Here is a 23,982-nt window from a genome sequence, read left to right on the forward strand (position 1 = left end):
TCATGCTCCCTGCGCAATGCCCTCCTGTACCACGTAGCTTCCCAGGCTTTTACGCCTTGGCTGGAACCGCGGAAAGGTTCTTCAGCTTTGCTCCGCCGGAACACCGCCGAAGGTGCGCGGAGCAAAACATGCAAAGGATGACAAGATCGCGACGACTTCCTGTGTTTGGCCGCTTTACACAATTTTAAGCGCCCGCCCCTAATTCCGCACGCCCTCGGCCTGAGGCCCCGAGAAAAGATGCGGAATGACACATGCCAAACGAAGACCTTTTCAAATGCCCTTTTCAGAAGAAGATTTCGGCTTACTGCGACGTCCGCCTTGCTCCCGTCGCGCCGGATTGGGTGGTGGACAACCTCCGCTCCTACCTTCTGGCGTTGATCACATTTCGAAAGACACCCGCTCTCGCAAACAATCGCTACGACTGGCGGCAGATCGCACACGATTGCGGGATAGATGAAGCGCTGACGACAAAGTTGAAGAAGCAACTGCGACCAGCGCTGGATGCGATCATGCGCTGGCTGAAGGAGCCGCCTGTAGAAGACGACGCTCCGAAAGGCAAAAGACCGCATGCAATGCCGAAGGCCGGTGCCAGGAAAAGGCTCTCGCCTTCCTCGACGAGCCAACATCACGAAGTCGAGGAGGTCCAGAGCTCGCCCTCCCCTGGCCGCCCCGGCCCTAAGCCGAAACCAGTTTCTGGCAGACCAGAACCATTGTTTGAGGCGAAGGAAGATCCGAGTTCATTCGCCGATGCACTGGCCTATCACATGCGTCGCTTTGGCGAGAGTTACTGGCAACTCCACCGGGCGGTCGTTCGGATAGACGAAACTTTCGATGCAAAGACCTTGCTATCGTGGATCGAGGGCCATCGTGTGCCTCGATCCATCGCAAGCTTCACCATCCTCGGCCGGATCGAACACAGGTACGGGCTGGCGCAGGGATACTTCAAAGCCAAACTGCCACATCAGTCCCGGTCGCTCTATGGCCACGATCTAGATGACGTTAGTCCGGCCGAACGCCGTCGCCTTGCTTGGCATCTTCCCGACGACTTCGGCAGCATGCCATTTTCAAAGCGCGAAGAGATCCTGGAATGGGTGAGGCGCGTCATCATCTCGGGGTCGACAGATTACAGACGGTTCCAAGCCGCTGCGACGAAGCAGCGTTACGCGATCCGGTTTCCCGGGATCACATATGGCGGGAGCGCACTTGCTCCTCGACTACCGGCTTCCAAAGTGCTGCGGGATAATGACGAAGAGGCCTCTACGACAGAGGCGCTCGCAGATCCCGATCTGCTATCCGGCGTCGTCGATGCACCCCCTCGCCTAGCCATGGAGATGGCCGACCTCATTCGCTTCAAGACCTCGACCTTGACCGAGATTGGCTACCGCAGAAATGGCGTCTGGAATGAGGAGACAGCCAGCCAGAAGATTGAACACCTCGGATTGATGTTCGGTTCACTTGCGGCATCCCCGAACGGCGTTGTCAAAGGTCGTGGCGTGCCGCTCAGCCAACTCACCTTCGGTCTCCTGATCTTCCCCGGTGTGTGGGACTGGTATCTGCAGTGGCGCGAGCGCCGGCGCGGCTTCTTCACCAAGTGGGAGGAAGACATGCTGATGGTCGCCATGGCCCTCACCCGCGCTGAAGTCGGCTGGATCCGCCAGCACCCGGAACTGCTGCGCCACGTGAAGCCGATCGAAGGACTTATCACGCCAGACGAGATTGGGGCGGCTCATCGTGATTGGGATGGCGCCTGCGAGGCCTTCCATCGCCACGCCGCCGATCGATCGAAAGAAATCCAGCGGGTTATGCGTGTGCACCGTGATCCGTTCGAGCCGATCATGTGTGTATTGGAGGCAGACAGCCCGCTTGCCGAGTATCGCAAGATCACCGAGGAGATCTTGAAGCGAATGCCGGATGAGGACCGTTACCCGAGAGCAGCCGCCGAAGCTGTCCGGTCCTTTCTGATGCTGAGGCTGGGCTTGCATCTCGGCCTCAGGCAGAAGAACCTTCGGCAATTGCTGCTCTGCCCCCGCGGACAATTTCCGACAGCAGAACGACGGCTCGAAGACTTAAAGCGCGGTGAGCTGCGCTGGAGTGAGCGCGAGCGCGGCTGGGAGGTCTTCATCCCGTCCAATGCCTTCAAGAACTCCGGCTCTTCCTTCTTCGGACAAAAGCCCTTTCGCCTGGTGCTACCGGATCTGCTTGATTTCTACACATATCTCAATGCCTACATCGATCGACATCGGAAGGTGCTACTGGGTCGCGCACCCGATCCAGGAACGCTGTTCGTCAAGACAGTAAAGACGACCAGCGTTGACGCAGCTTACAATCAGACGACGTTCTATGAGGCTTGGCGGTTGGCGATCCAGCGCTACGGCATCTACAATCCGTATACCGGCCGCGGCGCGATCAAAGGTCTGCTACCACATGGCCCTCACAACGTCCGAGACGTGCTCGCCACGCACATCCTAAAGCAGACAGGATCCTATGAGCAGGCAAGCTATGCCATCCAGGACACGCCTGACGTCGTGCAGCAGCACTACGGACGCTTTCTGCCGCAGGACAAGGCAGCACTGGCAGCGAGGATTCTAAATCAGGTATGGGAGGCAGCGTAGTGTGCTGACTGTGTCGTTTAGCCAACTGCAGGCAGATGCCAAAAGATGTTCTCGTCCGTCTAGGACACTGCCTGTCGTCTCGCGAAGGCTCCCCGGACGACATATCTAGCAAGGCTTTCATGCGGACGGTTCAGGAAAAGCTGGAAAGTCTAAAGAAGAACCCCGACACCAGCGCGATGGCGGACTCCATGCTAAAAGCGCTTAAGGCAGGAACACTCAGTGTCACCGACGCCGTCGCGGGCGAGCAGATCAGGGCCTGGGATGTATCCGACAAGACGCAGAAGCCTACGCAGCAGGCGGCGGTCGAGAAGGATAACTGGACAGCTTTTCTGAAAGAGCATCTTGAGCGGGAGAGCAACGGCACGTACGTCCGCAATCCGGGTTCTAGCCACAAGGAGAAGGGCACTGGCGCAAGCGGGTTTTTCGGGATGATCGGCGATCGGTACTATTACCTTAGCTGGACGACGCCCGCGCCCGCAGCATTGGATAACCAAGCTTAGTCCTTTCCAAGTGGGTAGAGAAAGCCTCTATGGCCGCAACTGGCGGCGCAGCGGACGAGGCAGTCGGCCCAATGCAGTCATCCATGGAGACAAGCTATCTAAGCTGATGCAACGGCCAAAGCGTGCAACGCGGGGCCCTTCCGAACGAAATGCACCTTGTTCTCCCCGTCAGCACCGAGGCCTTCATAGAAAGTTTGAGCAGCCACATTCTCCTGGCTTGTTGACCATTCCACGTGGGTCATCATGGGCCCTCCCGTTCACTTATCGCCGAGAGACTTGGGAATTCCCAGACCTTTGCAAGGAGCGCTTGCCAGTTTTCCCATCGGAGGTGATGACGCAAAGCCGTGAGGCTGAACGCCCTCCGCCTCACCTGACGTCAAGCTGCGTAAGGCGGGTGCGGAATCTATCTTCAGGCTTTGCAACCTGCACCATCTCGACTTCAGGGAGCTTAGCGATTTCCAGTAGGCTTTTATCGAGCCGTTTTCCTGCAAGCTGAAATATTCTGCCCTCGAACCTAATTGCCATCACATCAAGATCTTCGCCGGAACTAAGCCTTTCAGCGGCAATCTGCTCCTGAATTGTGAACTTCGCGAAAAGATACTCGCTGATCGGCATCTTTAACTGCTGTTATTTCAAATCCGCTAGATCGGCCAGTAGGGTAGAAAGTCTTTCTGACTGAGGCTTCAGAGCTAAGGAGGCATCCGGACCCACATCATTTGCGAACCCCGCATTGGAACTGGGGCGATCGTCCGGGACATATCGGGTGTTGATTGTAGGATAGGAAACGGAGCCAATCGTTGTCATTGTGCATCTCCTCCAAAGCCGTCGCTCGTCGCTCCTGAAATCTGCCACGACGAACTTGCGCCGAGCTGCCCCGGGCGCAGACGCCACAATGACCGCAGTTGTCGCTTCTGCGCCATGACAGCGAGCGGCCCAAAGCAGCCTTCTAAGGGGCGTTCTGAATAGGCCACACGAGGAAGGGTTTCTGACCGTCGCCTTAGCAGAAGGAATAGAGAGAAAGCTGCTCCGTGGCGAGCCGGGTAGCTTTCCGAACATGATCAAAAAACCTGACCGCACTGTTGGTCAGGGATGCATCCGAAAACGTTTGCGATAGTCCGCAGGAGTCAGGCCCACGATCTTGGTGAACACCTTGCGGAAGGCACCCGGATCAATGTAACCGACCTCCCATGCTACCTGGTCTCCGGTGAGACCCCCTCGCTGGAGCAACTCCCTTGCCCGGCCGACGCGCAGCCTCTGCACGTACTCTGTCGTGGTAAGGCTCGTCGCCTTCTGAAACCGCCTGAGGAAAGTGCGCTCTTCCAGCCCCGACTGCTCGACGAGGGCCGCCAGTTCGAAGTTCCGGGCATTCGACTCCTCCAACCAACGCTGTACCTTCAGGATTGATCGATCGCCATGGTTCAGTCGTGGCGAAAAAGCGGCGTAATAGCTTTGCTCTCTTCCGGGAGGGTCGATCAGGAACGCTCGTGCCGTATCGAGCATCACCGCTGGTCCGAGGAAGCGGTCCACGAGCCGCAGCGCAAGGTCGGTCCAGGCCATCACTCCTCCCGCAGTCAGGATATCGCCGTCGTCGATCAGAAGTCTGTCGACATCGACGACAACTTCCGGGAAGCGCGTCTGGAACTCTTCCTCGTAAGTCCAGTGCGTCGTTACCGTCCTGCCCGACAAGAGGCCTGTTTCCCCGAGAAGGAACGCGCCTTTGCAGATAGAACCGAGGGCGGTTCCTGAAGCGTGCTGGTCGCGCAGCCACTCAGCATAGAGTGCCGCATCTTCATGTTTGACCGGCTCGCCAAGTCCCGGAGGGAGCACTAGCACATCGGGAGACCCTTCAGCATCGGGACCCGTGTCGAAGACGCGGACGGGAGAGGTTTGACCGGACAACCACTCCCAGCGGCTGACACGGAGACGCGGTCCTTTAGGCGGTTCGTCAGCGCGCCGGGCAAGCTGCTCAGCGGTCATGAAGAGGTCGGTCATTCCCAACACGGCTGCCATCTGCGCACCCGGAAAGTTGACGATACCGATTTCCGCCACTTCGTCCACCATGTCGAAACCACCCCTAAGTCTGTCGGTTGCGCCACTTCCTGGCATGTCTCAGGCGGCGTAACTAAGGCATCGTTATCACCAAACATCGGATTACATCACATGACCAAGCGCGCGATCATCGTCGTCGACCTCCAGAACGAGTACCTCTCCTCCGGCAAGTTGCCCCTCGTTGGCATCGAAAGCGCCGTCACTAACGCCGCACGAGTCATCGACTCGGCGCGTACGCGCGGCGACCTCCTCATCCACGTGCGTCACGAGAGCCCAACGGCCGATGCGCCATTCTTCGCTACCGGTTCGGAAAACGTGAAGATCATCGCGGCTGTTTCCCCCAATGACGACGAGATGGTTATCGTGAAGCAGTATCCTAATGCGTTCCGGGACACGGGCCTCAAGGCAATGCTCGACGACAAGGGCGTTGAAGAGGTCGTCGTGATTGGTGCCATGAGCCACATGTGCATCGACGCGACGAGCCGAGCTGCGGCGGACTTTGGCTACACGGTGACAGTGGTCCACGACGCCTGCGCGACCCGCGACGTCCAGTTCGGGAGCAAGACGGTTCAGGCGGCCGACGTACATGCTGCCTACATGTCGGCGCTTGGATGGGGCTACGGCCAGGTTGTGTCAGTGGACGAGCTTCTCCCTCGCTGACCTCGCCAGCGGTCTTCCAAAGACAGAACATTCAAAGGATATAAGCATGATCGACAGAAACCACGGTACTGGCCAGATGAACCGGCGTCAGGTCCTCGCCCTCGGCGCAGGAGCGCTTGCCGCTTCGATGACGGCGGCTGTTGGGCTTCCAACAGGCCGCGCGATGGCCGCCGACAGCGTGAACACGCTCACTCAGGTGCGCAATGCGACGCTTCGGGTGGACTACGAGGGAGTGCGTTTCCTCATTGACCCGTTGCTGGCCGACAAGGGTGCGTATCCAGGCTTTGAGGGATCGGCCAATAGCGAGTTGCGCAACCCCCTCGTGTCGCTCCCCATGCCTGTCGAGAGGATCGTCGACGTTGACGCTGTAATTGTTACCCATCTGCATTCGGACCATTGGGACGATGCGGCGAAGACGGGGCTTAGGAAGTCAATGGTCATCTTTGCGCAGAACGAAGAGGATGCCGCGCAGATCAAGCAGCAGGGCTTTACCGACGTGCGGGTTCTCGCCGAGACCACGGAGTTCAACGGCGTCCGGCTAGCCAAGACCGCGGGCCAACATGGCACGGACGAAGCCCTCAAGGCTATGCCGAGCCTCGGACATGTCTGCGGCATCGCCTTTAGTCATCCCTCAGCGAAGACCCTTTATGTTGCGGGAGACACGATCTGGAACCACCACGTCGAGGAGGCTATCGCTAGACACAGGCCGGGCGTCATCGTCCTGAATCCTGGGAAGGCCGTCATGACCGGGTTCGCGCCCATCATCATGGGCGAGGCGGACGTTCTGGCCGTCCATAAGGCCGCGCCCGAGGCGACTCTTGTCGCCAGCCACATGGAGGCTATCAACCACTGCATCCTCAGCCGTGCGGACCTGCGCGCATTCTCGGAGCGCGAAGGATTCGCATCAAGCCTCCTGATCCCGGCGGATGGCGAGAGCTTGAGTATCTAAACAAAAAGCGCTTGCCCGATGGTTGTCTTCGGAAGCTATCGGGCAAGTGTGAATGATGCTGAAAAGGGGGCGACAATCAGGTCACATGCCAGCTCATGTCAGCAATTGGCGCATCAGCGCCAAGGCGGCAGTCGGTCCTAAGCGACGACCCCTGTGGCCGTTCCTGCCAAAACCTTGTCGACACTGCACTGAAGTGCGAAACCTAGAACCGCTTTGCCAACCAGGTGATCTCGTGGTCACCCACAAGGCCTTCCAATGATCCGATAACGCCGTAGCCATGGCGGGCATAGGTGCGCAGTGCCTGCGGATTCATGGTGTCGATGTACGAACCGATGCAACCGCGAGCTTTGGCCTCATCCTCGGCCAGGGCCAACAGTTGGCTTGCAAGACCCTGGCCGCGCATGTGCTCTGGGATGAACAGCATTTGGACATAGAGCCAACCACGTCCGGTAAAGCCGACTAGGCCACCCGCGACGTCGCCATCCTCATCATATAGCGGGATGGCAAGTTCTATACGGTCACTTTCGCCGAAGGTGGCCACGTTGAACGACTTCAGCCGATCAAGGATCACCTTTTCATCTTCAGGCGGCAACCCTTCAAGGACACGAAGATCGACGGACATTCACGACTCCCTAGCCAGCCAACAGACGATGCCGACGATACTGATCACTCAGGAGGCGGACAATATCTGGTGTGGGCGCTAAGCAGCAGACGCCTCTCGGCCCAAAGCCGCCCTTGCTGACAGGGCGTGCTGGCCCTACTAAGTCATCTATCCCGAACGACTGTTAGGTTGCTGCATGTTTCGAGCCACCGTCATACTCGCGGCCTTCGTGGCGTTCGCTGAGCCAACCTACGGATGCTCTAAGCGAGCAGGCGTCAGCGCTGTAGACTTCCTGTTTGCCGATGTCATAATCGAAGCTAGGATCGCCAGCTATCGGCTTGATCTAAGTGAGCGGTTCGCATCGGTGGGGTTGGAGACTTCGCGGACATTGCGTGGCTTCCACAAGGAGCGATGGGAGGCCTACGTTCAATCGCATTTTGCGAGTGACACGCTTCCCAAATATGATGAAGGCGATGCTCTGTTTCTTGTCGCACTTCGAGGCTACATCTCCGCAACGGGTGAAATCGGAGCAGCCGTCATCTGGAAAGGGTGCGCTGGTCCGCTCCTGCTGCCTACGAACACGGCCCCAGGCCGAGGCATTGCTCGCGATTTTGAAAAGTTAAGGTAGAGCTCGGAAGACGTCTAAGCACCCGAATGCCATGTTAATTCGAAGTTGTTCATTTACGTGACTCCGCGCCTAGTCCTATCAATCCTTCCGCCGCTTTGGCCATAGCACAGCCAGCTCCAATGTCTGCTGTTGGTGCCATCCTGCATGAAGCCTCTCGGCCGCCCATTGCAGACCTCGGAGAGCATACGAGGTTGCAGGTATGGAACTTGCTTGTGATGGCGAAGCTTTAGAACTCAAAGAAACCGCCGGATCGCCCATGTCTCTCATTAAGGTTGTTGAGAGCCGCGTAGACGTCGCTCATGTCAAGATTGGCCTCATTGGGGCTACCTAGTTGCGATTGCAGGGAACCAGAAAGCATCAAGGCATAAGCGTCGGACGATTTAAACTCTTCTATGGCAGCAACGAGGGATGTTTCCAACTCCTGCATTTCCGTTAGCTTGCGCAGCCATTCGTCTTTCTCGTTATCTGAAAAGGCATCATTATTACGAACTAGCTCCTGCAGCTCCTCCCAACTGTCAGCACTGCCTAGCCCGGCAACAACGATCTTTCCTGCGGCGGCGGCGGCGGTATCAACCGCAAACTTGGCAGCCACTGCGGATGCAGACTTCGTCGCGTTAGATGGTTCGCTAGACACACCATTGGCAACCTGAAGGATATCCTTCTGCTTGCTCTCGCCAGTACCCGATCCAAGTGCAGTGGAAGACTGCTGCAAGATCGCAAGGGCTGCACTATTCATCGATGAAACTGAGAGCATTGCGAATCTCCTAGTCATCCCGTTGCTTCACCGCAGTAGGATGCGCAAAAAATGCGAGCTTCATGCGCCTCGCAAATCTAAGTCAGACTCAGTTAATCATCGGGCACCTGGGCAGTCGCCCCTTCTCGGCCCTTCAGGCTATGTCCTTCTCCATCGGTTGCCCTGGCAAATGTCCCCAAAGTTCGGGCGCCCCGATTTTGCACGCTGCCTACCCACTCTCGACTCAAGCGCACTTTACTGTGGATCTGCATGTCAGAGATTGGGGGCGAATAAGGCCGATGTCCCGACGATAGCCACTAGGAGAGAGGCGATGGGGCGGCGGCTTGCCGCCCCATCGCTGTTAACGAGCCAGGTATAAACGGGCGTTTTCGAAAGGGAAGCCCCCGTCATCGGCCGAGCGCCTAGAAAGCTCTCGGAAGCCTAGCCGACTGTAGAAGCTCAGTGCCTTTTGGTTATCGGTGTAGACTTCAAGGACAAGCTCACCCTTCAAGCCTAGGGCGTGAGCGATGAGCTGGCTCCCGATACCAAGCCCTTGTCGATCTGGAGAAACGAACAGTCCTCCAATGAAATCGTCTAGCAGGCTGATGAAGCCAACCGGTTGCTCCCTCACAGTTGCTACCCAGGTTTCCGCGCTCGGCAGGTATTGATCTTCGATAAGCGAGCATTGCTCCAGCAAACGACATTCGCCGATGAACGGATGCGCAATCAGGGACGCTTGGTACCAGATGTGTGACAGAGCCTTAGTGTCCGATGCCTGGAAAGGCCGGATCACAACGTCATGTGTCGTCATGAGAACTTCCGTAGAAATCATATGCAAAGAGGTCCGGCCACTCTTCGAAGTGCCGGGTGATGCCGCTACATGCGGCCAGTAGGACTGCCTCTGTGCATAAATCTCCTTCTACCGAAGTCAGCATCTAGGCTACTGACTGTCCCATCGTCAACGGTAGCATTGTGTCGAGCGCGGCTGCGGCGCTACGGCCGCTACTGGCGCATCGGCGTCACGAGCCGGTTAGCCGAATGCATTATTCTGCTGCTCAGCGCCCTCTAACGTTGCTCACCGGCACCTCCGGTGATCTTATCTGCACGTTACTGAGCCACACCTTTTCCTGAATGACTAAAGCGATAAACCCATGTCGATTTCCGATGCAATTTTCAGTCCCTTCGAGAGGTTGATCCGGCCACTGGATATCCCTTACCAGCCCCTGCCTTCCAAAGGGCCGGTTGCAGTTCTTCTTCATTTCATCTCAATGTTTCGAGGCGTGCTGATTGCGCTTGCCATCGCCGCCATGGCGGTCGAAGCCATCAACCTAAGCATCGTCTGGGGCCTTTCGGTCATTGTGGATGGGGTGAGTAACCAGGGAGCAGCGGCGTTCATTCAAGATGAATGGCTGCTACTGGGCTTCCTGGGCTTGCTGTTGTTCCCCGGGTTGCCTGTTGCATCGTTTCTGCTGAACACCCTGCAATCCCATACTCTAAGTGTTGCCATGCCGGTTGCCATCCAGTGGCAGGGCCACAAGGCGGTGGAGCGGCAGGATATCGCCTTCTTCCATGACCTCTTTGCGGGCCAGGTCGTCTCGCGCCTCTCGCAGGTCGCATCGGCAGTTCAGCAGCAGATCATAGCAGCCTTCCAGACCATCCCGCGGTTCATTCTGTCGATGGCCGGGTCGGTGGTACTGCTTGGTGCGCTAGCTTGGCAGCTTGCGCTTCCGGTCGTGGTCTGGATCGCGCTCAATGTTCTCCTGGCGATAAAGATGGCGCCGATCTTCACAGAGCGATCGCGCCGTACCGCGAAGCTGCGCAGCCTGATCGCCGGTACCGTCAATGATCTCTACGGCAACATGCAGATGATCAAGCAATTCGCAGCCGAGGACAGCGAGGCAGGTGCCATTCGGCGGGTGTTGCAGAACGCCGTGAGCACACAACACAGTGAGCAGCGGGTCTTCCGGGCTTCTGAACTCATCGTCGTTGCACTGAACACGGTGCTTTGGCTCTCTATACTTTCAATCGGCCTTACTGGACTGGTGCGAGGCTTCGTGTCCGTAGGCGAGTTCGTTGCTGCCGTTTATGTCCTGCAGCGCCTCTCAGGACACACGTTCACCTTTCTGCAGATGGGGCAGCAGATTTTCCAAGCGATCGGCACGATCAAGGACGCTATGCCGGTGATGACGACGCCCCCCACGATCGTCGATGCACCAGGAGCTGGAGAGCTCGCAGTCACAGGCGGGGAAGTCCGGTTCCAGAACGTCAGCTTCGCGTACCGGGGGGACAAGCAGGTCATCAAGGGCCTTTCACTGACCATCAAGCCAGGTGAGAAGGTGGGCCTTGTAGGTTTGTCTGGTGCGGGAAAGACGACGCTGGTGAGCCTGCTCTTGCGCTTCTACGATGTTGGGGATGGCGCGATCCTGATCGACAACCAGGACATTAGAACTGTCACTCAAGCAACCCTGCGGCAGAACATTGGTGTCATCGCGCAGGATGTTGCCCTTCTTCACCGGTCGGTCGGTGATAACATACGGTACGGCCGGCCGGACGCGAGCCAGGAAGAAATCGAAGAGGCCGCCCGAACCGCAAGCGCTGACGTGTTCATTGCGGAACTCAAGGATGCCGAAGGGCGCAATGGATACGAAGCGTTTGTTGGTGACCGCGGCATCAAGCTGTCTGGTGGCCAGCGCCAGCGGGTTGCGATCGCACGCGTCCTGCTGAAGAACGCTCCAATCCTTGTGCTTGATGAGGCTACCTCTTCGCTGGATAGCGAGTCGGAGGCAGCAATCCAGCAGCGCCTTGATCTTGTAATGGAGGAGAAGACCGTCATCGCAATTGCCCACCGGCTTTCGACAATCGCAAAAATGGATCGCATTGTAGTGCTGGACGCTGGATGCATCGTCGAAGAAGGCACACCCGACGAGCTTGTTGGACGCGGCGGCTTGTTCTCCCAGCTGTGGAAACGCCAGACCGGAGGTTTCATTCCTGAAGAGGAATAGCGGCCTTCGGTCCGTCTGATCCTATCGTGACGGCAGTCGGCCGGCGTGCCGCTTAGAAATGGCGGCCCGCACACCTGATCCTAAATGTCGGCCGTCTCGCTCTTGAAGGGATACGAACCATCGGCATACTGTTTTTGAAGCTATCTTTTTGTTTTTAAAACTTCAATGTCGCCCGACACCCGTGAACTTCTTAGTCACGTCTACGATGATGACTGCTACGGAGGAGTGAGGCCCTTCTCATGCCAACGGCTGTATTCAATCGAACTGAGCATCGTGGAAGACAGCTCATTTTCAGAGGGCAGACGAACCCGCTGCGAGCGGAGAGAGGTCATGGACATTCTCGATGATCGAAGCGTGGCAAGCGTTACACGATGGTTGAAGCGGCATCCCTCCATTGAGGTGGTCAGTCGAGATCGATGCGGCTTTATGCGCAGGCTGCTCGTGAGGGTGCCCCGCAAGCATCTCAGGTGGCGGACCGCTTCCATCTCTTCCAGAACCTGCGTCTTGCTATAGAGGAACAGATGAGCCTCTCTGGACGAGCTACAGGTAGAGCGCTGCTGCCAGACGACGACATTGAGATTGATCATGACGATCGAGCTTTGCATGAGCAGGCGCCTGAAACGCCTTGGCGCGATCAACTCCGCCGAACACATCGGCAGTCCAGGAAGGAGGTGTTCGGGACGGTGCACGCCTTGAGCAAAGAAGGCCTGACCTGCTCGGAAATTGCGCGTCGCACGGGATATGGCCGCCGCAGCATCGCGAAATGGCTAACGTTTGATACCCCACCCGACCGGCGCAGGGGAGAGCTGCAGCCGACGTCACCTCTCTATTTCGAGGCCTTTCTCACGCAGTGCTGGAAGGACGGTAACCGCCGTGGTTGGCATCTGTTTCATGACATCAAGCACCGCGGGTATACCGGCAGCTTTTCCAATCTCGAACGCCTCCTGGCAACCTGGCGCCGCGCCGAGAGGCCGGAAGCGGATAAGGATAAGGGTAAGGGTAAGGATGATGCCGCGCCGGCTCAAACCTGCCTCGCCGACAGCAAGTATCACGACGCGCCTGTGCGTGATCCGCACACTGGTCACCTTATCTCACCGGTAGTCGCCGCTGCTCTTTGCATCAAGCCGCGCGGCGCTGACCATCCAGCAAGGACGGAAAGTGGACGCCCTCAAACAGGGATCACAGACGTTCGCGACTTTGCGCAGCTTCTCCATGCGATTTCGCGGAATATTTCATAGCCGAAAGTCGGCGAGGCTCGAAGAATGGATTGATGATGCCATTCATTCTGGCCTCGTTTCCCTTGCCCGCTTTGCCCGCGTTCTTCGCCGCGATATCGATGCCGTCTGCAACGCCATCGACCTGCCCTGGAGCAATGGTCAAGCGGAAGGTCAGATCAACCGACTGAAGATGATTAAGCGCGCCATGTATGGCCGAGCGGGTGCAGAGCTTCTCAGAGCGCGGATGATGCCCATCCAATTGGCCGATCTCCACACAAAGTGAGGCAGACCCCATTAAGTGCCAACCAAGAAAGAAGCGGCCGCATTCTCACGTTTAAGTGCCAAGCAACACCTGCCGACGCCGCAGCGCTCGGCGAACTCTATGTCGTCTCATGGCGCGGGACATATAGGCAACTCGGGCTGCGCTCTTCTGGCGAGACGTTACGTAATTGCCCTTTGAAGCCGGAGGCAATCCTGCTCTGCCGTAGCGCCGCCAATGCCCCGCGCGCACGAGGCGGAGATTTTGTCTCGTATTGCGATGAGGGCCTACGTGTCTGAGATCATTCTTTTGATGCGGCTGGCGAGCACTGCGATGTCGAATGGCTTGGTGACGACCTGCATGCCGGGGTCGAGATGGCCGTGGCTCAAGACCGCGTTCTCGGCATATCCGGTTACAAACAGCACCTTAAGATCAGAACGAAGCTCTCGCGCCGCGTCGGCGACCTGGCGGCCGTTCATTCCGTTAGGCAGACCGACATCGGTGATGAGGAGGTCCAGGCGAACATCAGAGCGCAGAATCTCCAACCCCTCGGGTCCATCGCCGGCTTCGAGCACGGCGTAGCCAAGCTCCTCCAGAACGTCGATGATGAGCATGCGCACGACCGGCTCGTCGTCAATCACGAGCACCGTCTCGCCCGCCTGGGTACGCTCGATGGCCGTGGCCGCTGCCGGCACGTCCGACTGCGTTTCTCCAACGTGGTGGCGCGGCAGATATATGCAGACCATCGTGCCCTGGCCGACCTCGGAGTAGATCCGCACCTGCCCGCCCGACTGGCGGGCGAAGCCGTAGATCATGGACAGGCCGAGACCGGTGCCGACGCCGATCGGCTTGGTGGTGAAAAAGGGATCGAAGGCGCGCTCGATAACGCCGGGCGGCATCCCGGTGCCGTTATCGCTGACGCAAAGCGAGACGTACTGCCCGGGCGGCAGGTCGCGCTCACGGCCGGCCCGGTCGTCGAGCCAGCGATTGCTCGTCTCGATCGTGATCCTGCCGCCGTCGGGCATGGCATCCCGGGCATTAATGCAAAGGTTCAGCAGCGCGTTCTCGAGCTGGTTCGGGTCGGCCAGCACCGGCCACAGCCCGGCTTTGGCGACTGCCTCGATATCGATCTGCGGGCCGACCGTGCGCCGGATCAGCTCCTCCATGCCCGCTATCAGCCGGTTCACGTCAGTCGGCTTGGGATCCAGCGTTTGGCGCCGGGAGAAGGCGAGTAGCCGGTGGGTCAGCGCCGCCGCCCTCTTGGCGGCTCCCTGTGCAGCAACGAGGTAGCGATCGACGTCGGCCATTCGCCCTTGCGCGATCCGCGTTCCCATCAGCTCCAGGCTTCCCGAGATGCCCGCGAGCAGGTTGTTGAAGTCGTGCGCGAGGCCACCCGTGAGCTGGCCGACCGCCTCCATCTTCTGCGACTGACGCAACGCCTCGTGTGCCGTCTCCAGTTCGGCGGAGCGCTCCGCAACGCGCTGCTCTAGCAATTCGTTGGCTTGCTGTACCGCCTGGAACAGTCGCGCGTTGTCGATCGCGATTGAGGCTTGGGAGGCGATATTGACCATCAGCCGCTCGTGACGGTCGGTGAACCGGTCCGTCTCCGGGTGCCCGAAGATTAGGCCGCCGAGCACCGCGCCCGACCGCGACACAACGGGGATGGCCAGGTAGCTGCGGACCGGGAGGTGCCCCGCCGGCATGCCTTCGTGCGGTGGATTATGCCCATAACGAGGATCGGCAAGGATGTCGCCGGAGCGGATGATTGTCTCGTTGCGGAAGGTCGGCCCGAAGATCGCCGTCGCTCGCGGCCGCCCCATGCTCTCAAAGTCCGCACGGTCTGCCCCGGAGAGGGTGTAAAGGTGCAGCCGTTCCCCGGTTTCGTCCATCACGTTGTGGAAGTAAGCCCCAAACTTCGCGCCCGTGAGCTCAACCGCAGCATCCGTGACGGTCTGGAGGAGTTGCTCAAGGTCAAGTTCTCCGGCAAGCGTCGCTCCCGTTCGGTTCAACGTTTCGAGCGTGCGCGTCTCCTCACGTAGCGCCGCTTCCTGGAGTTGGCGGTCGGTGAGGTCAACCGTCACGGCGAGAACACCGCGAGGCTTGCCCTCCTCGTCATTCAATCGAGTCAAGTTGCTGTTGGCCCACACCACGACACCGTCCGCCCGGACATAGCGCTTGTCGACCGAGACGGGTTCGCCCGTCTCGACCGTGCGGCGAAGGTTTTCCCGGCTCTGGGAAACGTCGTCAGGGTGGGTAACATCCGCTATGCTGCCGGACAGGATCTCCTCGCGCGACCGGCCGAGCATGGCGCAGAGCTTGCTGTTCACGGTTTGGAAGCGGCCATCGAGGCCGATCTCCGAGAGCCCCACCGGCGCCTCGGCGAAGATTGCTGCAAGTCGCGCTTCGCTCGCCCCTAGTTCTGCCTTGGATCGTACGCGCTCGACGTGCGCCCAAGATCGGGCGGTCACCTCAAGGAGCAAGCTCAGGTCCGCCTCCGTCCAAATCCGAGGGACCCGATCGTGGATCGCCATCAAGGCGGTTAGGCGACCCTCCTTGACCAGCGGCATGCAGATAGTGGCGGCGATGCCGATGTTCTGGAACGTGGCCGCCTCCTCGGGTGCCAGCTCGCGAAGGTTGTCATTGACGACAAGCGGCAAGCCCGCGCCTAAGTTCTTCACTGCGAGCTCGCCGAAGTCGGCCAAGCTGTAGTGCCCAACGATGCTCGTCGAACCTGGCGCGGCCCAGTCGCCCCGGATGGTGAAGCCGTCCTGGTCGTCGTCCATATCGGCGTAGGCACAGACCGATAGGTTCAGGTGCTCGCCTAGAAGACGCGTTGTCGTCGCCAGAACCGCCCCAGCGTTGCCGAGGGGCGCCGTTTTAGCGCCGAGTTGATCCAGAAAGCTCAAGCGCGCCTCGCTCAAGCGTAGACCCGCCTCGGCGAGCACCTGGCCGGTCGTTTCGGTGCAGGGGCAGAACAGGCCGGCGACCTGGCCTGTCTCGTCCCGGACCGGCGTGTAGGAAAAGGCGAAGTGCGTCTCCTCGACGTACCCACGGCGCTCCATCATGAGCGTGATGTCGTCCATCTGCACAGACCGCCCGGCATACGCCTCCTCGACGATCGGCGCCAGGTCCGTGCTGACCTCCGACCAGACTTCGAGGAAGTCCACGCCCAGCGCCCCTGGATGCTTCTTTGCAAGGATCTGAGCGTATGAGTCGTTGTAGAGGAGCGTACGTTCGAGGCCCCAGGCGATGAACATGGGCTGGTTCGAGCCGAGCATCACGCTGACGAGGGCCTTCAGCGACTGCAGCCAGTCCGACGGGTCGCCGAGCGGCGAGATCGACCAATCGTAGGCGCGCATCAGGGCACCCATCTCGCCGCCGCCAGAAAGGAACGACGGGAAGGCTATTTGTGCTTCAACATCTGACGTTCCGGAGCTTGGGTTCTGGTCACTCATTCTGCGCCTGGCCACTGAGGAATAGGCGCTTTGGAACGAGGCGCATCCACTGTCTCCATCTCGCGTTCTATAAGAAGCCTCAGCGCCGCCTGAACAACTGCGCTAGCGGATCGATACCGGCCCTCGGCGACGCGCTGCTCGACGAAACTCGTGAGCGGCTCGGGCAAGGCGATGTGACGGATGTGCTTTGCTGCCATACCGCCTGATATCAGTTAGATTCGAGGGTGTCACCTTCTCGATCGCCAGCTTGTCCGCGAACACGCGCGAGAGCGGGATCATCGACACGCCGCCCATTGAATATCCGAGTGCCACTATTGCTTGGCAGAGATTGCCGCTTGACTCTGGTTGCTCTTTGACGTTCTCAAAGAGCTCATTACCTACCTAATGCGAGCGAGGAGGAGTTGCGCCTCCCCAACGGAACCTTCCGCAGCCGCATCAGGGATGGCCGTCTAGCAGGACGTTTCGCCGACCACATATGATCGCTTTGCGTCGGATGGAACATGAACGATCTGCCGGAGTTTGCTCCTCGACCGACAGGAGCAATCAGAATGAAGAAGATCAAGATCCCCAAGAAGATCGCTGGCTACAGGGTACCGAAGATGGTTCGTAAGAGCCCGGTCCTGAAAGCGATGCTGAAGAATAAGACGGGCCGAGATGTCTTGGCGCAGGCTCTCGTCGCGGGCGCAGGCGCTGCCGCAGCAGTGTTGGTTGAAGAACGCGAGAACGTCGCCGGTGCCGCGAAATCGGGCGGCAAAAAGGGCGCGAAGGCGCTTGGGATCGTCGGCGAAGCATTCCACCGCGGATCAGACGCCGCCATTGAGGTCGTTCGTGAAGCCTCGGGTTCGATGCTGCCGAAGAAGCTGCGAAAGGACAGGGACGAAAACCCTCAGAAGGGCGGCGCCGTTCATTAGTGGCGACGTCGTCCCGAAAAAAGGGAAAGAAACGTCGGCTAGAGCGTATGGCCCGCAATCAAGCCGGTGGCGGCATCTTGGACCAAGCGAAAGCTGCGGCTGGCGCTAAGATAGCGGTCAAACTTGTTTGTGAACACCCGCTTATTGCGACGGAATTGGCAGTTGCCGGCGCAGCTCGAGGGGTCCGGGTCGGGATCGAGGAGACCGGCCGACGGTTGTTGACCGGCGACAAGGAGAAGACAGAGGACCTTCCGGAGGGATGAATTAGCGCTTGCTGTGGGAGATAAACCACCGTCCCGGCGAAGGTCAAAGTCCTCAGTCAGCCCCTGCAATCTCAGGAGAGTGCAACCAGCCGAGCAGGTTCCTTGCCCCACTGGACGAGGTGCCATTGACACAGACGCTTTGCAGAAGGATGGCTAGGCTGGGGGCGACGGCGGCCTGCACCTTCTTCGTGCAAGTGCGCTGGCAAGTCGAGCCCCCGGGCCTTCAGCGCGCGCTAACGCCGCGCTCGACGCAGCAACACACTGGCCGCTTCCCCCTCCGCCTTGGAAGGAATCGAACCGCGGTAGCTAGGCGAAGGCAGACTAGCCTATGAGACAGGTCGAGAGAGACCTAGAAGATCCACCGTTAATTCACCTCTACTGATCGCTTGCCGCAGTTCGGCCTCTGCTGCCATCCGGGCGATAGCTGCCTGGCGGATTGCAGCTAGCTGCACGGCTGGCAAGATCACAACCCCGTCAGCGTCGCCGACCACGATGTCCCCGCGTCGGATTTCAATGCCGCCTATAAATATTGGCTCACCGACCGTCCCAGTATCATGCTTGGTCGTTCCGGTGATCGAGCAGCCGCGGGTAAATACAGGGAATTCCATCTTGATGAGAGTCGAGCTGTCGCGAACGGCTCCGTCGATCACCAAACCCGCGATGCCGCGCACCCTTGCGGCAAGCGCGAGGATGTCCCCGAATGGCCCGTGGGAAAGAGATCCTCCGTTCTCCACTACCAGAACGTCTCCCGGCTGTCCCACCGCTATGGCGCGGTGCAGCGCAAGATTGTCGCCGGCGGGTGCGCGAACTGGCAGCGCCCTTCCCCAAAGCTTCATGCTGCGGTCGAGCGGTGCAATCGAGCCCGGCAGCGCGCCGATCCTGCCTGCCGCCTCGTGAAGAGTGGCCGTGCCGAAGCCGGCCATCTCTTCCAGCGAACCTGGCGGGATCTGCATCATGTCGCTGCCCCCGCCCATCGGCTCAGGCCGCCGGGCCTATCGAAACTTCCAGCGGTGACAACCCCTCGAAACTGGCCACCAGCTTGTCGCCCGGCACCACGGGTCCAACACCATGGGGCGTGCCCGTCAGGATTACGTCTCCTGCGTGCAGTTCGAAAAACTCCGAAAGCCGCGCAATAATTTCAGGAATGCGCCAGATAAGCAGGGAAACATCCGATTCCTGCACGACCTTGCCGTTCACGGTCAGTTCAATCCGTCCCTTGTCGATGATGCCGGTCTCCGACGCCGGAGTAATGTCGCCCACTGGAAACGAGTTATCAAAGGACTTGGCGATTTCCCAAGGCAACCCTCCGCCCTGGATGTCGCGACGCGTCATGTCGAGACCAACGGCATAGCCCCAGATACACGATTGCGCTTCGGACTCGGAGATGTTGCGGCCGCCCTTTCCCAGCGCCAGGACCAGTTCCACCTCGTGGTGAAAGTCCGAAGTCTTGGTCGGATAGGAGATCGTCGCTCCGCTATTGACGACTGCATCCGTCGGCTTCTGGAAGAACAGAGGCGGGTCGCGATCCGCATCCCCACCCATTTCCTCGACATGGGCGACGTAGTTTCGGCCAATGCAATAGATGCGGCGGACCGGGAATGTCTTGTCGGTGCCGACCACCGGAATAGTGGCGGACTGGGGTGGTTCGATGACGTGATTGCTCATGCGCACTGCTCTCCTCCTTCGTGTGCAAAGGCCTCGCCCTGGCGATCAAAAGCTCGAACGGGGGCCAGGGACGGAAGTTACCATGTAGAATCCGCAGATCAAGCTGAATCATACATTATTGCAGCATTGACAGCGTATAAGATATGTCGCAGGCTCCGTTGGTCAGCGGAAGAGGAGCCGCCTGACACCGCCGATTTCGGCGGGGGCCTGCGGGTGGGAGCCTTGTAGGCTTAAGAAACCACACAGGGAGGAATGAGGATGCGTTTACTAAAGTGCATGGGCGGAGCTCTTCTGCTGGCGATGAGCGCGTTTGCGCCTGCAGCGGCAGAAGTCAAGGAATTGACACTCGTCGTGCCCAACCCCTCGGCCATCAACAATTATCCGCTTCATGTCGCCGTCGGAGAGGGATATTTCGAGGAGGAAGGTCTCAGCGTGACGGTCGAGGCCGTCAATGGTTCAGCCTCCGTCCTGCAACTGCTCGCTTCTGGACAGGGCCATATCGGCCAACCAGGCCCAGCGCCGCTTCTGGCAGCGCGTGCCCGCGGCGAAGACATCGTTTTTATTTACAATCACTTCAGCCGCTCGGTGTTCGGCCTAGTGGTGCCGGAAGAGTCTCCCGCCAAGACCCCGGCGGATCTTAAAGGCGAGACCATTGGCGTGGGAACGGCGGATGGCGCGGAGGTTGGATTTACCCGCGGCATCATGACGGATCTCGGACTAACCGAAGGAACCGATTACCAGTTCCTCGCGATCGGCGACGGCGGCACTGCTGTTGCAGCCTTCATCAATAAGGAGGTCGGCGCCTATGCCGCGGCGGTGGCAGATGCGGCCATCATATCGTCTCGCGGCATTCCGTTACGCGAGATAACGCCGGCTCCCTATCTCGACTACTTCGGTAACGGCTGGGCGGTGACTCGAGCCTTCCTAAACGAGAACCCGCAGACCTTGGAAGGGTTCGGCCGGGCCTTGGTCAAGGCAACTAAGTTCGGCTTAGATCCGGCAAACCGTGATGCGACGCTTAAGCACGTAGCTGCCGGCAATCCGCAGGAAAGCGAGGATCCTACCTTCGCCGCAGCCCTGCTAACGGCAATCCAGAGCAGAACTGTACCGGTCGACCCGAAGGATCCTGTCGGATACATGCCGCCAGCCGCCTGGAAGAAGTGGGAGGAGAGCCTCGTGGCCAGCGGCGGCCTTGAAAAGCCCATGGACAACCTCGAAGCAGCCTACACGAACCAGTTCATCGAAGTCTGGAACACGGTCAAGTAGATGATGCAGAACGCCAAACCTCTGGCGGAGCAAACGGCCGGGCATCACCATGCCCGGCCGGTCTACCAACTCCGCAACGTGTCGAAATCCTATGCATTCGGTAAGATCCGCGCGCTTGATCCCGTCGATCTCGATCTGCGCGAAGGCTCGTTCTCGTCGGTGATCGGCCCGTCGGGCTGCGGCAAGTCCACTCTCTTGAAGATCATGGCAGGCGTGACCCCGCCATCCACAGGAAGCGTCGTTCTTGACGGCAAGCCGGTTCTCGGCGCGCGGCGGGAAATCGGCATGATGTACCAGCAGGCGACGCTTTTCCCCTGGCTGACCGTGCTTGACAATGTCCTGTTGCCGATCACGATTCGCGATGGCAGGGCCGCCGCAAGAGATCGTCACGAGGATGCACAGGCCTTACTCGAACTGGTAGGTCTCAAGGGTTTTGAGAAGGTCTACCCACGCCAACTTTCCGGCGGCATGGCGCAACGCACCTCAATCTGCCGGATGCTGATCACGGAACCGCAGGTCCTGCTTCTCGACGAGCCTTTTTCGGCTCTGGATGAGCTTGCGCGCGACTTCATGAACATCGAGTTACAACGCATCTGCCTTTCTCACAATGCCACGGCATTCCTGATCACCCACTCAATCCCCGAGGCGGTGCTGCTATCGGATGACGTTTACATCATGTCACCGCGCCCAGGAACGTTTCTCGAGGTGGTGCGGATTGAGCTTCCAAGGCCACGCACGCTGGAGATGATGACCACCCCTGCGTTCGGTGAATATGTTCGCTACATTCGCAGCCGTCTAGACGAAGGGGTTGTAACCGCATGAGATCCGTTGATGCCGAAAATGGCCTCCAGGGCCTTGGCCGTCCGATCACCGTGGAGCAAGGCACGTTCCCGGAAACCGTGTGGAGCGAGCAAGTCGCCTGGATAGACAAGGTCCCCCGCGTCGTCGCTATGGCGGTCCTGCTCTTCATTGCTCTTGGGCTCTGGTGGGCCGTACATCATTTCGAGATCGTGTCGCGCATCATCCTACCCTCTCCCGCGGAGGTCGGCCGCGATATCATCATGGTTGGCAAGAACATCCTGACCGGCAATTACATGCTTTCGGCGCTGTGGATGACCACCCAGGAGGTCCTTTGGGGATTTGCCTTCGCCATAGCCATTGGTTTCTCGCTCGGAGTACTGGTCGGCGAAACCTCCTTCGGAGAGCGCGCCGTGCTGCCCTATCTCGTCGCTATAGACACGATGCCAAAGGTGGCATTTGCGCCGCTATTCCTTGCCTGGCTTGGTTTCGGCATCGCCTCAAAGGTGGCGCTGGCGGCTTTCATCGCCACCTTCCCAATCGTGGTCGGGACGGCCGCAGGCCTACATGCCGCCGACGAGAATGCACGCATGCTGTTTCGCACGCTCGGCGCCAGCCGCTGGCAGACTTTGGTGCGCATGAAGATACCGACTGGTTTGCCACAGATCTTCACCGGACTGAAGATCGGAGCGGTCGGTGTAATGGCCGGAGCGATAACGGCCGAGTTCCTCGGTGGAGGCAAGGGCTTTGGCGAATTGATCCGGGTGGCCGCCAGTCAGCTCCAGACGCCTCGGGTCTTCTCCCTGATCCTTTATCTCAGCGTCCTCGGCTTCCTGCTATTCTGGTCCGTGGTACTGATCGAGCGCAAGCTGGTGTTCTGGCATCGCGCCTCCGTAACGGGTGTCGATGAACGCCGGTGATCCAGTCGATCCACTTAAGCAGTATTCAATGACAGCAATCGGAATCTGATGACAGTCCAAGCAAATTCACCTCGTCGCGCTGCCCCGCGGCGCGTCGAGAAGGAAACTGCAGCCACCACCGTCTACCACGCGCTGAAACGCGACATCGTGCGTGGCCTGCTGGAGCCTGGCCACAAGCTCCTTATCGACCAGATCGCCGAGCGCTATTCGGCCGGCACTAATCCGGTGCGCGAAGCTCTCAACCGTCTTTCCTCTGAAAGGTTAGTGGACCGGGAAGACCTCCGCGGTTTTTTCGTGCCGCCGATATCGCTCGAGGATTTCCGCGACATCGTCCACACCCGCTGCTGGGTCGAGGGCAAGGCGTTGGCGGAATCGATCCGCAACCGAACGGAGGCTTGGGAGGATGCGGTGATCATAGCCACCCATCGCCTCCAGAACACTCCAATCCACTATTATGAGCATGCCGAGCCCGGCATGCCGGCACCGGACAACAGTCTCTGGGAAGAGCGTCACCGAACCTTTCACCGCGCCCTCATCGCTAATTGCGGCTCGCGGCACCTCCTGCGCTTTGCCGCTGAGCTGATGCTGCTTGGCGAGCGCTACCGCTTTATATCAATGGCAAACAGCTATCCCCGCCGTCGTAGTGGAGACGAGCATCAAGCGATTGTAGATGCCGCATTGGCCGGTGATATCGATAAAGCCGTGTCAGCACTGCAGAGCCAATACCGATTGACGTTAGCAATATACGAAGAAACCATGTCCAGCGCTTAGATCGCCTGGGGAGCCGCTAGGCATCATGCTCTTAGACACAGAAACAATCCTTGTAATTGGCGGACTTCTCGTAGTCGCGGGTGCCGCGGTCGGATTCCTTGCCGGCCTCTTCGGCGTCGGCGGCGGCGCCGTGTCTGTGCCAGTGCTTTACGAAGTCTTTGGTCTAATGGGACTTGATGACAGTATCCGCATGCCACTGGCTGTGGGCACGTCCCTAGCCCTCATCGTCCCGACGTCCCTGCAGTCCGCGCGAGGGCACTATTTGCGTGGCGCGATGGACGCCAGTGTCCTTCGGCTTTGGGCACTTCCTATACTCTTAGGAGTCATCATGGGTGCATTAATTGCGCGTCACGCTGATCCTTGGATCTTCAAATTGGCTTTTGTGGCAGTGGCGGGCGTCGTCTCCGTCCGGATGATCCGAGGCTCAGGCTGGGTCGTCGGCGAAAGGCTGCCCGGCCGCGGCCCAATGAGTGTCTTTGGTCTGATCATTGGCCTCCTCTCTTCCCTCATGGGTATCGGAGGCGGCGCGATCTCGAACCTGATCCTTTCGTTATTCCGCACTCCGATTCACCGCTCAGTCGCCACCTCAGCAGGCGTGGGGGTGCTTATCTCGATACCCGCTACCTTAGGCTACATCTACGCGGGTTGGGGCAAGCACCGTCTAAAGAAATCTGCCCCGATCGAGCGACGCCCGAACTGTTGGAGCTGACTGCCCGTCTGGGA

21 protein-coding genes and 1 pseudogene are annotated in these 23,982 nt (G+C 59.2%); 13 read left to right on the top strand and 9 right to left on the bottom strand.

All coding sequences use genetic code 11. The annotated features are described in order from the left end of the window. The first annotated feature begins 251 nt into the window (after positions 1 to 251). Positions 252 to 2,612, top strand: coding sequence for a hypothetical protein (locus M1E10_RS03630; protein WP_499172761.1), 2,361 nt, complete (start codon positions 252 to 254; stop codon positions 2,610 to 2,612). Between the two features lie 119 nt (positions 2,613 to 2,731). Then, positions 2,732 to 3,112: a hypothetical protein gene (locus M1E10_RS03635; protein WP_499172762.1), complete on the top strand. Its 381-nt coding sequence runs from the start codon at positions 2,732 to 2,734 to the stop codon at positions 3,110 to 3,112. A gap of 366 nt (positions 3,113 to 3,478) precedes the next feature. On the opposite strand, the gene M1E10_RS03640 is transcribed toward M1E10_RS03635, so the two are convergent. Both M1E10_RS03640 and M1E10_RS03645 read right to left on the bottom strand, forming a co-directional pair. Then, complete coding sequence (locus M1E10_RS03640; RefSeq protein ID WP_499172763.1) at positions 3,479 to 3,727, bottom strand: hypothetical protein; 249 nt, start codon at positions 3,725 to 3,727, stop codon at positions 3,479 to 3,481. A 468-nt stretch (positions 3,728 to 4,195) separates the two neighbouring features. Continuing rightward, complete coding sequence (locus tag M1E10_RS03645; protein ID WP_499172764.1) at positions 4,196 to 5,173, bottom strand: GlxA family transcriptional regulator; 978 nt, start codon at positions 5,171 to 5,173, stop codon at positions 4,196 to 4,198. A 99-nt stretch (positions 5,174 to 5,272) separates the two neighbouring features. Between M1E10_RS03645 and M1E10_RS03650 the strand changes: the two genes are divergently transcribed. Continuing rightward, the gene (locus tag M1E10_RS03650; protein WP_499172765.1) at positions 5,273 to 5,821 is read left to right on the top strand and encodes a cysteine hydrolase family protein; all 549 of its coding nucleotides are present in this window, start codon (positions 5,273 to 5,275) and stop codon (positions 5,819 to 5,821) included. 46 nt (positions 5,822 to 5,867) lie between these two features. Continuing rightward, entirely contained in the window at positions 5,868 to 6,770 is a 903-nt protein-coding gene (locus M1E10_RS03655) for an MBL fold metallo-hydrolase (protein WP_499172766.1), read from the top strand. A gap of 202 nt (positions 6,771 to 6,972) precedes the next feature. Here M1E10_RS03655 and M1E10_RS03660 read toward each other — a convergent pair whose 3' ends face one another. The 3 genes from M1E10_RS03660 to M1E10_RS03670 form a co-directional block, all read right to left on the bottom strand. Then, entirely contained in the window at positions 6,973 to 7,392 is a 420-nt protein-coding gene (locus M1E10_RS03660) for a GNAT family N-acetyltransferase (protein WP_499172767.1), read from the bottom strand. Positions 7,393 to 8,225: 833 nt separating this feature from the next. Beyond that, a complete protein-coding gene (locus tag M1E10_RS03665) occupies positions 8,226 to 8,753 on the bottom strand; it encodes a hypothetical protein (RefSeq protein WP_499172768.1) in 528 nt (175 codons plus the stop codon). Positions 8,754 to 9,093: 340 nt separating this feature from the next. After that, positions 9,094 to 9,543: a GNAT family protein gene (locus M1E10_RS03670; RefSeq protein ID WP_499172769.1), complete on the bottom strand. Its 450-nt coding sequence runs from the start codon at positions 9,541 to 9,543 to the stop codon at positions 9,094 to 9,096. A 340-nt stretch (positions 9,544 to 9,883) separates the two neighbouring features. On the opposite strand from M1E10_RS03670, the gene M1E10_RS03675 reads away from it, so the two are divergent. The 3 genes and pseudogenes from M1E10_RS03675 to M1E10_RS03685 all read left to right on the top strand — a co-directional run bounded on the left by M1E10_RS03675 (position 9,884) and on the right by M1E10_RS03685 (position 13,234). Next, positions 9,884 to 11,734, top strand: a complete 1,851-nt coding sequence (locus M1E10_RS03675; protein ID WP_499172770.1) for an ABC transporter ATP-binding protein — start codon at positions 9,884 to 9,886, stop codon at positions 11,732 to 11,734. Positions 11,735 to 12,049: 315 nt separating this feature from the next. Further along, positions 12,050 to 12,310 (top strand): annotated as a pseudogene (locus tag M1E10_RS03680) (transposase); the annotation flags it as partial. A gap of 582 nt (positions 12,311 to 12,892) precedes the next feature. Beyond that, entirely contained in the window at positions 12,893 to 13,234 is a 342-nt protein-coding gene (locus tag M1E10_RS03685; RefSeq protein WP_499172771.1) for an ISL3 family transposase, read from the top strand. A 263-nt stretch (positions 13,235 to 13,497) separates the two neighbouring features. On the opposite strand, the gene M1E10_RS03690 is transcribed toward M1E10_RS03685, so the two are convergent. Continuing rightward, positions 13,498 to 16,665, bottom strand: coding sequence for a GAF domain-containing protein (locus M1E10_RS03690; protein ID WP_499172772.1), 3,168 nt, complete (start codon positions 16,663 to 16,665; stop codon positions 13,498 to 13,500). Then, positions 16,662 to 16,862, bottom strand: coding sequence for a type II toxin-antitoxin system ParD family antitoxin (locus M1E10_RS03695; RefSeq protein WP_499172773.1), 201 nt, complete (start codon positions 16,860 to 16,862; stop codon positions 16,662 to 16,664). The genes M1E10_RS03690 and M1E10_RS03695 overlap by 4 nt, the downstream gene beginning before the upstream one ends. A gap of 351 nt (positions 16,863 to 17,213) precedes the next feature. Here M1E10_RS03695 and M1E10_RS03700 point away from each other — a divergent pair, with 351 nt between their 5' ends. Continuing rightward, positions 17,214 to 17,576 carry a hypothetical protein gene (locus M1E10_RS03700; protein ID WP_499172774.1) on the top strand — a complete coding sequence of 121 codons (363 nt, stop codon included), beginning with the start codon at positions 17,214 to 17,216 and terminating at the stop codon, positions 17,574 to 17,576. Positions 17,577 to 18,165: 589 nt separating this feature from the next. Here M1E10_RS03700 and M1E10_RS03705 read toward each other — a convergent pair. Together M1E10_RS03705 and M1E10_RS03710 are read right to left on the bottom strand one after the other, a co-directional pair. Next, the gene (locus M1E10_RS03705; RefSeq protein WP_499172775.1) at positions 18,166 to 18,795 is read right to left on the bottom strand and encodes an RraA family protein; all 630 of its coding nucleotides are present in this window, start codon (positions 18,793 to 18,795) and stop codon (positions 18,166 to 18,168) included. 22 nt (positions 18,796 to 18,817) lie between these two features. Then, complete coding sequence (locus tag M1E10_RS03710; RefSeq protein ID WP_499172776.1) at positions 18,818 to 19,504, bottom strand: fumarylacetoacetate hydrolase family protein; 687 nt, start codon at positions 19,502 to 19,504, stop codon at positions 18,818 to 18,820. A 258-nt stretch (positions 19,505 to 19,762) separates the two neighbouring features. Here M1E10_RS03710 and M1E10_RS03715 point away from each other — a divergent pair, with 258 nt between their 5' ends. The 5 genes from M1E10_RS03715 to M1E10_RS03735 are packed head-to-tail and all read left to right on the top strand — an operon-like array spanning position 19,763 to position 23,968. Then, positions 19,763 to 20,770, top strand: coding sequence for an ABC transporter substrate-binding protein (locus M1E10_RS03715; protein WP_499172777.1), 1,008 nt, complete (start codon positions 19,763 to 19,765; stop codon positions 20,768 to 20,770). Further along, positions 20,771 to 21,592: an ABC transporter ATP-binding protein gene (locus M1E10_RS03720; RefSeq protein ID WP_499172778.1), complete on the top strand. Its 822-nt coding sequence runs from the start codon at positions 20,771 to 20,773 to the stop codon at positions 21,590 to 21,592. It begins immediately after the preceding gene. After that, positions 21,589 to 22,488: an ABC transporter permease gene (locus M1E10_RS03725; RefSeq protein ID WP_499172779.1), complete on the top strand. Its 900-nt coding sequence runs from the start codon at positions 21,589 to 21,591 to the stop codon at positions 22,486 to 22,488. Before M1E10_RS03720 ends, M1E10_RS03725 begins: the two co-directional genes overlap by 4 nt. 48 nt (positions 22,489 to 22,536) lie before the next feature. Further along, positions 22,537 to 23,259 (top strand): GntR family transcriptional regulator, encoded by a 723-nt coding sequence (locus M1E10_RS03730; protein ID WP_499172780.1) that lies wholly within the window; start codon positions 22,537 to 22,539, stop codon positions 23,257 to 23,259. A gap of 25 nt (positions 23,260 to 23,284) precedes the next feature. Continuing rightward, positions 23,285 to 23,968 (top strand): sulfite exporter TauE/SafE family protein, encoded by a 684-nt coding sequence (locus M1E10_RS03735; protein WP_499172781.1) that lies wholly within the window; start codon positions 23,285 to 23,287, stop codon positions 23,966 to 23,968. The last annotated feature ends 14 nt before the right edge of the window (positions 23,969 to 23,982 follow it).

The sequence above is a fragment of the Rhizobium sp. PK7-22 genome, from assembly GCF_056530405.1.

What these genes read in the sequence shown, in the direction of transcription:
- M1E10_RS03630 (WP_499172761.1), top strand. Translation starts at nt 252, where the DNA reads ATGCCAAACGAAGACCTTTTCAAATGCCCTTTTCAGAAGAAGATTTCG.
- M1E10_RS03635 (WP_499172762.1), top strand. Translation starts at nt 2,732, where the DNA reads ATGCGGACGGTTCAGGAAAAGCTGGAAAGTCTAAAGAAGAACCCCGAC.
- M1E10_RS03640 (WP_499172763.1), bottom strand. Translation starts at nt 3,727, where the DNA reads ATGCCGATCAGCGAGTATCTTTTCGCGAAGTTCACAATTCAGGAGCAG.
- M1E10_RS03645 (WP_499172764.1), bottom strand. Translation starts at nt 5,173, where the DNA reads ATGGTGGACGAAGTGGCGGAAATCGGTATCGTCAACTTTCCGGGTGCG.
- M1E10_RS03650 (WP_499172765.1), top strand. Translation starts at nt 5,273, where the DNA reads ATGACCAAGCGCGCGATCATCGTCGTCGACCTCCAGAACGAGTACCTC.
- M1E10_RS03655 (WP_499172766.1), top strand. Translation starts at nt 5,868, where the DNA reads ATGATCGACAGAAACCACGGTACTGGCCAGATGAACCGGCGTCAGGTC.
- M1E10_RS03660 (WP_499172767.1), bottom strand. Translation starts at nt 7,392, where the DNA reads ATGTCCGTCGATCTTCGTGTCCTTGAAGGGTTGCCGCCTGAAGATGAA.
- M1E10_RS03665 (WP_499172768.1), bottom strand. Translation starts at nt 8,753, where the DNA reads ATGCTCTCAGTTTCATCGATGAATAGTGCAGCCCTTGCGATCTTGCAG.
- M1E10_RS03670 (WP_499172769.1), bottom strand. Translation starts at nt 9,543, where the DNA reads ATGACGACACATGACGTTGTGATCCGGCCTTTCCAGGCATCGGACACT.
- M1E10_RS03675 (WP_499172770.1), top strand. Translation starts at nt 9,884, where the DNA reads ATGTCGATTTCCGATGCAATTTTCAGTCCCTTCGAGAGGTTGATCCGG.
- M1E10_RS03690 (WP_499172772.1), bottom strand. Translation starts at nt 16,665, where the DNA reads ATGAGTGACCAGAACCCAAGCTCCGGAACGTCAGATGTTGAAGCACAA.
- M1E10_RS03695 (WP_499172773.1), bottom strand. Translation starts at nt 16,862, where the DNA reads ATGGCAGCAAAGCACATCCGTCACATCGCCTTGCCCGAGCCGCTCACG.
- M1E10_RS03700 (WP_499172774.1), top strand. Translation starts at nt 17,214, where the DNA reads ATGAAGAAGATCAAGATCCCCAAGAAGATCGCTGGCTACAGGGTACCG.
- M1E10_RS03705 (WP_499172775.1), bottom strand. Translation starts at nt 18,795, where the DNA reads ATGATGCAGATCCCGCCAGGTTCGCTGGAAGAGATGGCCGGCTTCGGC.
- M1E10_RS03710 (WP_499172776.1), bottom strand. Translation starts at nt 19,504, where the DNA reads ATGAGCAATCACGTCATCGAACCACCCCAGTCCGCCACTATTCCGGTG.
- M1E10_RS03715 (WP_499172777.1), top strand. Translation starts at nt 19,763, where the DNA reads ATGCGTTTACTAAAGTGCATGGGCGGAGCTCTTCTGCTGGCGATGAGC.
- M1E10_RS03720 (WP_499172778.1), top strand. Translation starts at nt 20,771, where the DNA reads ATGATGCAGAACGCCAAACCTCTGGCGGAGCAAACGGCCGGGCATCAC.
- M1E10_RS03725 (WP_499172779.1), top strand. Translation starts at nt 21,589, where the DNA reads ATGAGATCCGTTGATGCCGAAAATGGCCTCCAGGGCCTTGGCCGTCCG.
- M1E10_RS03730 (WP_499172780.1), top strand. Translation starts at nt 22,537, where the DNA reads ATGACAGTCCAAGCAAATTCACCTCGTCGCGCTGCCCCGCGGCGCGTC.
- M1E10_RS03735 (WP_499172781.1), top strand. Translation starts at nt 23,285, where the DNA reads ATGCTCTTAGACACAGAAACAATCCTTGTAATTGGCGGACTTCTCGTA.